Annotated in this window: 14 protein-coding genes; 5 read left to right on the forward strand and 9 right to left on the reverse strand. The window is 59.7% G+C overall.

Annotated features, from left to right (window positions below; genetic code table 11):
- Positions 1–47 precede the first annotated feature (47 nt).
- Positions 48–1,040, reverse strand: a complete 993-nt coding sequence (locus G5306_RS20025; protein WP_158112510.1) for a TDT family transporter — start codon at positions 1,038–1,040, stop codon at positions 48–50.
- A 102-nt stretch (positions 1,041–1,142) separates the two neighbouring features.
- On the opposite strand from G5306_RS20025, the gene G5306_RS20030 reads away from it, so the two are divergent.
- Positions 1,143–2,048 (forward strand): LysR substrate-binding domain-containing protein, encoded by a 906-nt coding sequence (locus G5306_RS20030; RefSeq protein WP_040068074.1) that lies wholly within the window; start codon positions 1,143–1,145, stop codon positions 2,046–2,048.
- 95 nt (positions 2,049–2,143) lie between these two features.
- Here G5306_RS20030 and nfo read toward each other — a convergent pair whose 3' ends face one another.
- From nfo to G5306_RS20060, 6 genes are all read right to left on the reverse strand, one after another.
- Entirely contained in the window at positions 2,144–2,986 is an 843-nt protein-coding gene (gene nfo / locus G5306_RS20035) for a deoxyribonuclease IV (RefSeq protein ID WP_005333444.1), read from the reverse strand.
- 9 nt (positions 2,987–2,995) lie between these two features.
- Positions 2,996–3,175 carry a hypothetical protein gene (locus G5306_RS20040; protein ID WP_203116807.1) on the reverse strand — a complete coding sequence of 60 codons (180 nt, stop codon included), beginning with the start codon at positions 3,173–3,175 and terminating at the stop codon, positions 2,996–2,998.
- Positions 3,176–3,305: 130 nt separating this feature from the next.
- Entirely contained in the window at positions 3,306–3,635 is a 330-nt protein-coding gene (locus G5306_RS20045) for a YbaB/EbfC family nucleoid-associated protein (protein ID WP_005333445.1), read from the reverse strand.
- Between the two features lie 114 nt (positions 3,636–3,749).
- Positions 3,750–6,341 carry a DNA polymerase III subunit gamma/tau gene (dnaX, locus tag G5306_RS20050; protein ID WP_421313576.1) on the reverse strand — a complete coding sequence of 864 codons (2,592 nt, stop codon included), beginning with the start codon at positions 6,339–6,341 and terminating at the stop codon, positions 3,750–3,752.
- Positions 6,342–6,513: 172 nt separating this feature from the next.
- Complete coding sequence (gene apt / locus G5306_RS20055) at positions 6,514–7,059, reverse strand: adenine phosphoribosyltransferase (protein ID WP_005352403.1); 546 nt, start codon at positions 7,057–7,059, stop codon at positions 6,514–6,516.
- A 133-nt stretch (positions 7,060–7,192) separates the two neighbouring features.
- Positions 7,193–7,570, reverse strand: coding sequence for a YbaN family protein (locus G5306_RS20060; protein WP_064335934.1), 378 nt, complete (start codon positions 7,568–7,570; stop codon positions 7,193–7,195).
- A gap of 122 nt (positions 7,571–7,692) precedes the next feature.
- Here G5306_RS20060 and dusC point away from each other — a divergent pair, with 122 nt between their 5' ends.
- From dusC to G5306_RS20075, 3 genes are all read left to right on the forward strand, one after another.
- Complete coding sequence (dusC, locus tag G5306_RS20065; protein WP_421173196.1) at positions 7,693–8,637, forward strand: tRNA dihydrouridine(16) synthase DusC; 945 nt, start codon at positions 7,693–7,695, stop codon at positions 8,635–8,637.
- Between the two features lie 97 nt (positions 8,638–8,734).
- The gene (locus tag G5306_RS20070; protein WP_019445807.1) at positions 8,735–9,103 is read left to right on the forward strand and encodes a TraR/DksA family transcriptional regulator; all 369 of its coding nucleotides are present in this window, start codon (positions 8,735–8,737) and stop codon (positions 9,101–9,103) included.
- A gap of 154 nt (positions 9,104–9,257) precedes the next feature.
- On the forward strand, positions 9,258–9,983 hold the full coding sequence (locus G5306_RS20075; protein ID WP_421173197.1) for a substrate-binding periplasmic protein: 726 nt from the start codon (positions 9,258–9,260) through the stop codon (positions 9,981–9,983).
- A 117-nt stretch (positions 9,984–10,100) separates the two neighbouring features.
- Here G5306_RS20075 and yjjG read toward each other — a convergent pair whose 3' ends face one another.
- Both yjjG and G5306_RS20085 read right to left on the reverse strand, forming a co-directional pair.
- Positions 10,101–10,781: a pyrimidine 5'-nucleotidase gene (yjjG, locus tag G5306_RS20080; protein WP_421252648.1), complete on the reverse strand. Its 681-nt coding sequence runs from the start codon at positions 10,779–10,781 to the stop codon at positions 10,101–10,103.
- Positions 10,782–10,803: 22 nt separating this feature from the next.
- Complete coding sequence (locus G5306_RS20085) at positions 10,804–12,294, reverse strand: M17 family metallopeptidase (protein WP_227342736.1); 1,491 nt, start codon at positions 12,292–12,294, stop codon at positions 10,804–10,806.
- 46 nt (positions 12,295–12,340) lie between these two features.
- Here G5306_RS20085 and G5306_RS20090 point away from each other — a divergent pair.
- Positions 12,341–12,539, forward strand: a 199-nt coding sequence (locus G5306_RS20090) for a hypothetical protein (RefSeq protein ID WP_421313578.1), incomplete at its 3' end; no start/stop codon positions are given.

Genomic DNA, 12,539 nt, shown 5'->3' on the forward strand with positions numbered 1-12,539 from the left:
CTCGGAGCGCACTGCTTATCCATTTCCCGATGTCACATCATCAAGGTTTATCGGTGAGCCCCTTGGCGAGCCATGCCGTTATTCATTTCGGTATTACGCTGCGGCAGAAAAAACATCAGGTAACGCAGTGCCACATACCCGACGATCACGGTAGCCACCCCCAGCTCGAAGTGAGCCAGCAGTCTGATCTGCTCGACGTAGTGACTCCCTTGCGCAAACCCTTCAACCAGATGAGCCACTTTGAACAGAGCGGTGGCACCGATCACCAGCGGGAAGGTGAAGGCGGCATAACCCGGCGAGAAGGGCAGACGCAGCAGTTTGATGAAGGCCAGATAGATGATGCCGGTCATCAGGATGGCGATCCCCAACAGCACGGCCACCAGCAGCAGTGACGGCTCCTGACTGACAGTCAGGTAACCGGCCAGAGAGAGGCTGGCAGGGGCAGCCAGAATGGCAATGGTCGGTTTGGCGGCATCCGGCACTTCATGGCTGAAGATCAGGCGGTAGAGCATCAGCGGCAGCATCAAGCCGTAGCAGATGATCCCGAACCAGAGCAGACCGTTGGCCAGCGGGGCAAACTGACCACCCGGGAAGGCGACGTCAGCCACGATGATCCCCACCGGCGGCACGAACCAGCTCGGCACCATGTGGTGGATTTCAAACTCTTTGGCGCGATGCCAGATAAAGGTGGCCAGGAACAGCAGATGAACCGCCACGGCAAACAGCCAGAGGGCCTCGCCCGCTTGCGGCGCAATCATACCGAGCGCTTTGGAGACCACCATGGTGCCCATGGCATAGGTCGGTACCACACTGCCCACCACGGGGTGAGCGAGATCCAGCAACAGCAGGCGGGGGTGAAGCAGAAACTTGAAGGTCAGGATCACTAGCAGCACGGCCGCAATGGCAGCACCCAGCAGTTGCATCCGGCCATCGAAGTGACCGGCATTTTCCCAACACCAACCAAGGCTGGCGATGCCCAGCGCCAGACCCGCCATGGGGGTTGGGGCGGCAGCCAGTGATTTACGGGTTCTTGCGATCATGATGACACCTTTCTATTGATGACTATGGCGATAGGATAATGGTCCCTTATCGTTTACGATATCTAAATGAATTAAATCAATCATTCAGGAAAACCAAACACGATGAAACTGACCCTGCAGCAGCTGAAAGTGTTCGCCACCATTGCCCGTTATGGAAACCTTGGCCTTGCCGCCAACGAGCTCTGCCTGAGCAAGGGGGCCGTCTCCCAGTCGCTACAGGAGCTGGAGCGCCAGCTCTCCACCCCGTTGTTTGACCGCATTCACCCCAGATTGCAGCTCAACAACGAGGGGCGCCTGCTGCAACCGGCCGCCGAAGAGCTGCTGACACGGATGCAAGATATCGAGAACCTGTTCAGCCCCGATGCCGAGCCGAGCGGCCAACTGCGCCTTGGTGCCAGCCAGACCATCGGCAACTACCTGCTCCCCACCCTGCTCGCCAGCAGCAAACAGGAGCTGGGGCTCCCCCCCAAGGTGACCATCAACAACACTCACCTGCTCTGCCATGCGTTGGCCAACTTCGAGCTGGATATGGCACTGATCGAGGGGGAGAACCACCACCCCGACCTGCTCGCCGAACCCTGGCTGCAGGACGAGATGCTGGTGGTGGCCCCACCCGGTCACCCGCTTGCCAACAAGAAGGAGCTCTCCCTCTCCCGTCTGGGGGGCGAAACCTGGGTATTGCGTGAAGCACAATCGGGCAGCCGCGAGCAATTTATCCAGCAGATCCAGCCCGAGCTGCCCCGCTGGCAACCAGGGCTTGAACTCAACACCCTGGAGGCGGTGATGCTGGCGGTGGAGAAGGGGCTTGGTATCTCCTTTATCTCCCGGCTGGCAGCCTCGGATCGCCTGGCAGATGGGCGGCTGATCGCCCTGCCCCTCTCCCGCCGCTTCCCGCGCCAGCTCTCCCTTATCTGGCACAAGCAGAAGTACCACTCCACCTCCCTGCGCCACTTTATCCACTTCTGCCGGGCTCAGGTGAAGGATGCCGAGGTGAGCCGCGCAGAGTAACGCGCGCTCGGAGCGCCGCTGACAGGCCCGCCCGCTAATGATGGAAAAAGCAGAGAGGGAGCCACGGCTCCCTCTCTTTGATTCGCTTCTGAGTATCACTTCGCCAGACTGCGCAACCAGCTAATCTCCTCGCCCCAGATGGACTCGTCTATGGTCTCGAGGATCAGCGGAATGCGATCGAAGCGATCATCATTCATGATGTGGTGGAATACTGCCTCCCCCAGATTGCCCTCCCGCAAGCTGTGGTGGCGATCGACCCGGCTACCGAAGGTGCACTTGGCGCCGTTGATATGCATCCCCTTGAGATAGTGAAAACCCACCGTGCGGTCAAACTCGGCAAAGACGGCAGCGCAGCTCTCGGCGGTGCGCAGATCGTAGCCGGCGGCAAAGGCGTGGCAGGTATCGAAACAGATCCCGACCCGGCTCTTGTCCTCCACCCCCTCGATGATGGTGGCGAGGTGCTCGAACGACCAGCCGAGGTTGGTCCCCTGCCCGGCGGTATTCTCGATCACCGCCGTCACCCCTTCACTTCGCTCCAGCGCCCAGTTGATGGACTCGCTCACCAGCTTGAGGCTGGCCGCCTCAGGGATCTGCTTGAGATGGCTACCGGGGTGGAAGTTCAGATAACAGAGCCCCAGTTGCTCGCAACGCTTCATCTCGTCGAGAAACGCATCGCGGGATTTGGCCAGACCATCGGGATCCGGGTGGCCCAGATTGATGAGGTAACTGTCGTGGGGCAGGATCTGCTCCGGCAGAAAACCGGCCTTGTCACAGGCCGCCTTGAAGGCGCGGATGGTGGCATCCGACAAGGGTGCCGCCTGCCACTGACGTTGATTCTTGGTAAAGAGGGCAAACGCGTTGGCCCCGATGGCCTGGGCGCGGGCGATGGTATTCTCCACCCCGCCGGCCGCACTGACGTGGGCTCCGATATATTTCATACAATCTCCTCAATACGGCAAGCCGCCATTATGCCGATCCAGCCCGGCCACGCCAAACCGGGATATCCGATAGCGGGTATCGACAAATAGCGCCGCCTTGGCAAGGCGGCTGCGTTTCATGGCGCAATCGGCCTGCGCTGTGGCAACCTCTCCCCAGAAGGGATAAGTAGAACTCGTCCACGCCAGCATGGCGCCCACAAAAAAACGCAGCGTATCGCCTAGGCGATAACGGCTGCGTCTTTGGGTCTCTCGGCCGTCCCCCTTGCCGTGGCCCGAATGGCCAGCGACAAGGGAGCAAGAATGCGCGGGGAGAGTCGCCTTAGAACGGCATCTTGAAGCCTGGCGGCAGTTGCATGCCACCGGTCAGTTCGCCCATCTTGGCCTTGTTCTGCTCTTCCACACGACGCACGGCATCGTTGCATGCGGCGGCAACCAGATCTTCCAGCAGCTCCTTGTCATCTTCCATCAGGGAGGGGTCGATCTCGATGCGACGGACGCTGTGGCTACCGGTCATGGTGACCTTGACCATGCCAGCACCGGCTTCACCGGTCACTTCCATCTGAGCCAGCTGCTCCTGCGCCTTCTGCATACGCTCTTGCATCTGTTGGGCCTGTTTCATCAGGTTCCCCATTCCACCTTTACCAAACATATGTCGTCTCTCGTCTTGAAATCCGGCATCCAGCGCCGGGCTGTGGGCTTGTCTGTCCTAGATGGGGACAGCCAAACGGCTTTTCAACCGGAAGCAAGCTCCCGGCCACGGAATTTAGCGGTTGAGGGGCTCGATGCTCTCGTGATGGAGCACGGCACCAAACCGCTGAACTAAAAACTGTACGTTGGGATCCTGCTCCAGATCCCGGGTCACCTGCTCGCGCACCCTGAGATAAAGGCGATGTTCGATCTCGAGGGGGGTCTCCTGGTCAGGCACTACACCGAGCGTCACCTCGACCTGCACCGGTTGACCCAGCGCTGGCCCGATGATCTCGGCCAGATCGGCGCGCGCCTTGTCGCTCACCAGATGGCGCTGCTCTGGCTTGAGGGTTAGCAGTACCTTGTCCCCTTCCCGCGTCATCACCGAGTTGATGGCCAGCTGACGCAGCCGACCACCCACCTGAGTATGGGCAATCAACTCGGCCCAAGGGTCGCCGCAACCATTGAGCAGCGAGGAGGGGATAAGGCGAGTCGCCTCTCCCTCTTGCGGCTCGCTGTCGCTCTCGAGCTCATCCCAGTCGATGGTCTCCATCACTGGCTGAGGGGGTTCATCCTGCGTCACAAGGGCAGCAGCCACTGCCGTGCTTGCAACGGGTGGCTGGGTCGCTGGGGCGGGCGTCACCGCAGGCGCCGCAGCGCTGCGCTCGCCGGGTCGATAGCTCGGCTGCCCGTCGAGATCCCAAGGTGGCAGATCGGTTGGCTGGGCCGGTGCCGTGACAGGGGCGTGGCTCATCACCTGAGTCTGCTCGGCAAAGCCCTGATTGAGGTACTCCTCGTATTCCCCGTTGTCACCCTGCGGCTCGTAACTGTCGTTATAGAGCTCCACTGGCGGCAGATCATCATAGTGACCCATCGTCGCCATCCCCTGCCCGGCCGATTGGCTGACCGGAGCTGGCTGTTGGGTGACGACCGGTGCAGCGGCGGGCGCTACAGGTTTAGCTGGCGCAACCGGCACCGCGCGCGGCGCGGGCGCCGCTGGGGCATCCTGACCACGCTGGCGACTGCGCAGCATGTTTCGCTTGCCAAGCAGGCTCTGCATGCTCGATACCGCTGATACCGGTTCAACAGCGGCAACAGGCGTTGCTGTCGCTTCGAGCGCGGGCTCGAAGGGGGCGGTCAGCGGCTCGCCACGGGAATAGTCGGTATCGGCTGCGGCAGACGCTCGATCATCCGCATCTGCGGGCTGTGCAACCGAGTGCGCAGACACATCGGGCTGCACATGGGGTAACGCGGGCTCGGGTTGATACCCCATGCCTGCGGCTTCACGCAGCAGTTCATCCTGCTGGCTGAACAGCTCGGCGGCTTGTGCCTCCTCCTCGCTATCGGCGGGGTTGCCGATGTCATCCACCATCGAAGGCAGGGAGACATCAACCGCGGGCACGGCACTGGTAGCAACAGGGCTGGCTAGCGGTGCAGGCACGGCGCCGCTGATCGGTGCCAGTGCGGCCGATTCAGCGGCCGGGCGCTTTCCCGGCAAAGAGGCAACCGAAGTAGCGCTGCTCGCCGCACCGCTCGTCATTGACGGGGGCAACGCGGTGAGGCTGGCCGGATGCAGGGCATCACACCTTGGGGAGAAGGCGAGCATCCGCAGGCAGGTCATCTCCAGCGCAGTGCGGCCATCGGGGGCCCAGGGCAGATCTTTACGGCCACCCAGCACGATCTGGTAGCAGAGCTGCACCTCTTCCGGGCTCATCGCCTTGGCCAGTTGCAGCAGGGAATCGGCATCCGCCCCCTGCTCCTGCACACTGGCAGGCAGCAGCTGCGCCATGGCGATGCGATGGAGCAAGCCTTCCAGCTCGGCGTGGAGCTGATCAAAATCGGGGCCCAGGGTGGCGATCTCGGTGATCTTGGCCATGGTCGCTGGCGCATCTTGCCGCAAAATGGCTTCCAGCAGCTGGTGCAGATGGCGGTGATCGAGCGTGCCCAGCATCGCCAGCACGCTGTCGAGGCGCACGCTACCATTGCCGTGGGCCAGCGCCTGATCGGTCAAGCTCAGGGCATCGCGCATACTGCCGTCAGCGGCTTTGGCCAGGGCCAGCAGCGCACGCGGTTCAAAGGGCTGCCCCTCCTGATCCAGCACCCATTCGAGCTGCTTGGCGATCTGGGTCTGATCCAGACTCTTCAGATGAAACTGCAGGCAGCGCGAGAGAATAGTAATGGGCAACTTCTGCGGATCCGTGGTGGCCAGCAGAAACTTCACATAGGGGGGCGGCTCTTCCAGGGTTTTCAGCAACGCGTTGAAGCTGTGGCGCGACAACATGTGCACTTCATCGATGAGGTAGACCTTGAAGCGGCCGCGGGCCGGACGGTACTGCACGTTGTCGAGCAGCTCGCGGGTATCTTCCACCTTGGTGCGGGACGCCGCGTCAATCTCCAGCAGGTCGACAAAGTTGCCCTGATCGATCTCGCGGCAGGTATCACAGACGCCGCATGGGTGGCTGCTGATCCCCTGCTCGCAGTTGAGGCTCTTGGCCAGAATACGGGCGATGGTGGTCTTGCCGACCCCGCGGGTACCGCTCAGCAGATAGGCGTGATGCAGCCGTCCCTGATCCAGGGCGTTGGTCAAGGCGGTCAGCACATGTTGCTGGCCTACCACTTGTTCAAACGTATGGGGGCGCCATTTACGCGCCAGAACCTGATAGCTCATAAATCCATCATGCAGGGAAGACAGGGCATTGAGGCCGGATGCTAACACAAATGGCGGGCTGGCTGTATCGGCTATCGGTCAGAGCGGGAGGGATCGCTTGATTTTCAAACCGATGCCCGCAAGGGCACCGGTTCAATGCAGGCCCGATGCAGAGGATCGGGCAGAAGAGGCATTACTCGCCGGCCAGCTCGACCAGTGAGACTACCTTGATGCCAGCAGCAGTCAGGCGGGCATCGCCACCCAGAGACGGCAGGGAGATGATGAAGGCCGCATCGGCAACTTCACCACCGGCACGGCGGATCAGCTTGACGGTCGCATCAACGGTACCACCGGTCGCCAGCAGATCGTCCACGACCAGCACCTTGTCACCAGGCACGATGGCATCGGTGTGCAGTTGCAGGGTGTCAGTGCCGTACTCGAGGGCATAGGACTCCTCGATCACTTCGCGCGGCAGCTTGCCCGGCTTGCGGACCGGTACGAAGCCCAGCCCCATGGCATAGGCAACCGGCGCGCCAAAGATGAAGCCGCGAGCTTCGGTGCCAACAATCTTGGTGATCCCTTGATCACGATAATGATTGGCCAGCAGATCGATGGTGGCCTTGAAGGCCTCGGCATTCTCGATCAGGCTGGTGATGTCACGAAACAGAATGCCCGGCTTCGGATAGTCGGGAATGGTCTTGATGCTTGCTTCGATAAATTTCAGGGTTTCCGGATTCATGTGTTGACCGCTTATTTCTTTGACCCAGGGGTGGCCATTTTTCTCAATTCCCTTCTGCGGGAAATAAAAAAGCCTGTCACGCAAAAATGACAGGCCGACTCCATAGCATTATTGCTGCAATAGCTTAGGGACTTCACTTCACCATTGCAACTGGCTCCAGCACCGGCAGACGCATTAACCAGGTGAGCAGGATCACCATTATGATAACCAGCAACCCCTTGACCCACAGCAGTGGCACCACCGCCAGCGACACCGAAAAGGTGAGCAAAATGAAGATAATGGCGCGCCGTCTGGCCTGACGACGAATGCCGCGATACTGTTGCCAATCCACGATGGGCGGGCCAAACCAGGGATGGGTCAACAGCCAGCGATGAAAACGGGGCGACGAGCGGGCAAACAGGGCGGCAGCCAGCAACATGAAGGGGGTAGTCGGCAAGAGCGGCAGCACAATGCCCACAATACCAGTGGCAAATGCCAGCCACCCGAGCGCCATCAGACACCAACGCTTCATTCCTTCTCCTTGCGTGATTTATCTCCCTCTAGCCTAACAGAGTTTGAGCGGGTGCTGACAGCGGGCCGCAACCCCACTACAATCTGCGCTCTTTTTCTCCCCACTCTCGTCGGAAAGCCGTTATGCGCGTTATTTTGGCCCCCATGCAGGGGGTACTGGATCACCTGATGCGGGAGGTACTGACCTCCGTCAACGATTACGATCTCTGCGTAAGCGAATTTATCCGGGTCGTTGATCAGCTGCTGCCCGCCAAGGTGTTCTACCGCCTCTGCCCTGAACTGCTGCAAGATGGCAAAACCCGCGCAGGTACCCCGGTGCGGGTACAACTGCTGGGGCAACACCCCGAGTGGCTGGCCGAGAACGCCGTGCGCGCCATCGAGCTGGGCTCCCCCGGCGTCGATCTCAACTTCGGCTGTCCAGCCCCAACGGTCAACAAGAGCAAGGGTGGCGCTGTGCTGCTCAAAGAGCCCGAGACCATCTACCGCATCGTCAAGGCGGTGCGCGAGGCGGTGCCCGCCCATCTGCCGGTGAGCGCCAAAATTCGCCTCGGTTACGATGACAAGGATCTCTATCTGGAGAACGCTCAGGCGGTCTTCCAGGGGGGCGCCAACGAGCTGGCCGTTCATGCGCGCACCAAGCGCGAAGGGTACAAGGCCCCCGCCCACTGGGAGTATGTGGACGCCATTCGCCGCGCCCTGCCCATCCCCGTCACCGCCAACGGCGAAATTTGGGATCACAAAGATGCCCTCGCCTGCGCCAAGGCCTCGGGTTGTGATGCCCTGATGGTCGGGCGCGGCGCCATCTCCCTGCCCAATCTGGCCAACGTGATGAAAACCGGCTGCCCGCACATGAGCTGGGCCGAGGTGCTGCAGTTGATGGTGAGCTATACCGAGCAGGATCTGGCCAGCGAAAAAGCCGACTACTACCCCAGCCGCATCAAACAGTGGTTCAGCTATCTCAAGCGGGAATATCCCGAAGCGGACCAGCTGTTTCAGGAGATCCGGGTGCTCAAAGAGACGGATCCGATCCGCGATGCCCTGCTGCAAGCAGCCAAAAGCCACGGCTAACCACGTTTAACTTGACGCATATCATCTTGATAGAGTTATCGGATCCCTATACTGCCCCAAATCTGTCGTCTGTCCTGTGGGGGATAATGTGTGTGAAATGACGCAAGCACAGTTGACTGTCTGGCGTAATCGCCTGCTGTCAGACTGGGCCCAAGTACGAGAAACGCTGATCGGTCAGCTCAAAGCCTGCCGCCGTGACGAGTGGGCCGAACAGGTCGGTCACTGCGAGCAGGATCAACTGGTGGAACTGACCAGCCGGCTGGATCTGCCGAAGGTTGAGCAGAGCGTGGCCCGCCTCAAGCGGATCGATGCGGCACTCTGCCAGATGGATCTCGGCCTCTATGGCCTCTGCTCCGATTGTGAAGAGCCGCTTTCCATCGAACAGCTGGAACAGGATCCGACCCTGCAACGCTGCCCGCGCTGCGAAGCCCGCTATCGCAAGGGATTCCACGCCCACGAACTGTGAGGGATGCACATCTGTGCATCCGCTCAACCCTCAGCACTGGTTACTCCGTCGTTCCTGTCCAATACTCACCGTATCAGCCTGTTCGAGGGTATGCGTTGTGTACAGACTCTTGTTGTTATGGTGTTTGTGTTGCCAGGCTACGGCACAAGAGTCATTGGTCGTAGGCTGGGTCGACTGGCAGCCCTTCAGTTATCGCAATGAACAGCAACAGCTCCGCGGACTGGATGTGGAGCTGCTCAACGCCATCTTCCTGCGGGCCGGTTATCAGGCCAAATTCAGTGAAATGCCCTGGGCTCGCGTGCTGCACGAGCTGAAATTCGGCACGGTTCAACTGGCCATGTCAGCCAATATCACCGCCGAGCGGCAGCAATATGCCCGCTTCAGCCACCCCTATCGGGAAGAGGAGACGGCCATCGTCATCCGTCGGCAAGATGCCGATCGCTGGCGCGGGATCAACACCCTGGAGCAGTTGATCAACACCCCTGACTTCCATATCGGGGTGCTCAAGGGCTTTGATTACGGCAATACCTTCCGCCAGTTGATGGCAAGGCCCGAGCTGCAGCCCCGTTTGCAGATGCGCCTGCGGCTGGATCAGTTGCTGAAGATGTTGCAAGGGGGTCGGATCCAGGGGTTTATTCTGGACCCCCACGGACTGCAGGAGTGGCAGGGTAAGGATGGCGTGCAGGACAAGCTGTATATTCTGCTGCATATCGAACAGACACCGGTTCACCTGATGCTGAGCAAAGAGAGCACCACAGAAGCGCAACTGCAGCGGATCAATCAGGCTATCGATAAATTGAAACAGAGTCCCGACTATCAGCAGATCCTCGATCGCTACCAGTTCAAATCCCTGCATTCACAGGAAAACACTCATAAGTAAGGGGAGTATCTGCTCCCCTTGCAGTCTCAAGCAAACCCAATCCTGTCTCAAACAGCCCTGGTTGCAACTTGCCAGGACGTTTTGGTCACCGATAACGTGATGGATTACTCCTGCCTGTCAGCGTCCCAGCACAATGTCGGCAAGGTGGGCGAAGTGGTGGATCTCGTGGGTCGCATCGCATTCCCCCGAGTGCCGCCTCGGGTTATACCAGCAGGTGGCCAATCCCTGTGACGCAGCCCCGGCAATATCAGTTTTCGGATTGTCCCCCACCATTAGCACTCTGGCCGGATCCGGCTTCCCCATCAGGGAGAGGGTGTACTGGAAAATAGCTGGCGCCGGCTTGGTCACCCGGATCTCGTCAGAGATCACCAGGGGCTCGAACCACTCGCTCCAGCCCAGTTTTCCAAGTCTGCCACGTTGGGGGACGCTGAAACCATTGGTGATGATCCCCATCCGCACCTTGCTGCGCAATTGCTGCAGGGTCTCGACCACCCCTTCGAGGGGCATGCTAAGGGCAATGATTTGCTCCAGAAAGGTATTGTTCATCGCCATGGGGTCGGCGGCAACTTGCTGGGCAAAGAGGGAGAAGCGGGTCTGCTGTAGCACTGTCGCATCGATCTCGCCATCGTTGTACTGCTGCCAGAGCTCATGGTTGATAGCATGATACTGCGCCATGCTGGCGTCATCGGCCTCCACACCATAGATCTGCAGAGTTTGCACCAGTGCCTCGGCGACCGGGAAATCGAGCAGGGTTTCATCCAGATCGAACAGCACCCAGTCATAGCTTGGTTGTTTCACAGAAATCCTTTTATCAGTCAGATTATTCGGAAGCTGAGTGCCCCACTCGACCGAGTGGGCCAGCCAGCAGATCCAGCGTGAGCCGCACACCAAAGCCGGTCACTTCGCTGGAGACCACCCCATTGCCCCCCTTGTTGCGAAAACCGCTCAGGTCGAAGTGCAGCCAGGGCGTCTGCTCGGGGATAAAATGGGCAAGAAAGCGGGCCGCATCAATGTGATCCGGCGAACTGCCTGGTGCACACTGCAACAGATCGGCCCACTCGCTCTCGATATTTTCATCGTAATCCTCATCGAGCGGAAAGGGCCAGACTCGTTCACCGCTGTGCTGACCCAGCTTGACCAGCGATGCCAGCCATTCGTGGCGATTGGTAAAGACGCCGCTATAGCGACTGCCCAGTGCCCGCTTGCAAGCGCCGGTCAGAGTCGCATAATCGATCAGCAGATCCGGGGTATCCTGCGCCGCCATCGTCAGAGTATCGGCCAGCACCATTCGTCCCTCCGCATCGGTATCCACCACTTCGATGGTGAGACCATTCATCGCTGTCACCACTTCACCCGGACGATAAGCCTGGGGACCGATATGATTCTCGGCAATCGCCAACCAGCAGTGAACCTCATAGGGCAGCTGAGCCCGACTGATGGCATAAAGGGTACCCAACGCCACCGCACTGCCCCCCATATCGAGATGCATGCCATACATGCTGCCGGAAACCTTGAGGTTATAGCCACCTGAGTCATGGCAGATCCCCTTGCCCACCAACGCAATGCGGCGTACCGGCTTGGACGGGTAGTAGCTGAGCTTGACCATGGCCCCCTGATTATCTTCCGAACCGCGGGCTACCGCCAAAAAAGCCCCCGCTCCCAGCTCGGCCAGCTGCGCCTGATCGTAGTGATGGCACTGCCAACCTTCATCCTGAGCCAGCTGGCTGACGAACTCGCGATAGCTGGCCGCAGTCAGCTCCGAGGCGGGTAACACCGCCAAATGACGAGCCAGCCCATTGCCCCCTGCTTCGCTGTAGATACGAGCGAGATCCAGCACTACAGCAGGAGAGACCGACACATGCTGATAGTTCCAGCCACTTTCGCTACGGCTTTTGCTGGTCGGCAATGGTAGATTGGCGGCCAACAGAGCCGACAACATCAATTCAGCCAGCATCACCCGCTCTGAGGGGGAAAACCCCTCCAGATGCAGCCCGAGCCGCTCTACCTTGAGCCCGGAGAGCGGGGCTATCCAACCTCTGACCTGCTTATAAAGACGGTGATCCCGCGTCACATTGCCGGTCACCAATATGACCAGCAACAGGGTGGAACCATGCATCAGGGTGAAAGGTGCTTTTTGCCCAAGCGCCAACTGGGTGTTGATCCCCGACAGGGCCGGTAGCGACAGCAATGCCTCCTTTTGCTCTTCGGCGATCAGCAGCAGTTGCAATGGCAAGCCCTGTGAAAGGGTCTCGGTCAGCGTGGCATCCCGGCTTTCAATAGCAGGAGGAAGATAGGTAAAAGGAGTGATCACAGGCGCGTGCCTCATCCATGAAGAGATATCTGATGATACCTAACAAATGGTCGAGACGACCAGTTATGGTCTTGAAAAAGCGCAGGAAACAGCATTAATCGCCATCGGTTGCATACCCGATGGAGATATATTCAATGTAATGAGGGGGAAAAGAAGAAAACAATCAGGAAGTTGGTTGCGGGGGCCGGATTTGAACCGACGACCTTCGGGTTATGAGCCCGACGAGCTACCGAGCTGCTCCACCC

It is taken from the genome of Aeromonas sp. 603404, from assembly GCF_049171775.1.
Classification (GTDB): domain Bacteria; phylum Pseudomonadota; class Gammaproteobacteria; order Enterobacterales; family Aeromonadaceae; genus Aeromonas; species Aeromonas veronii_A.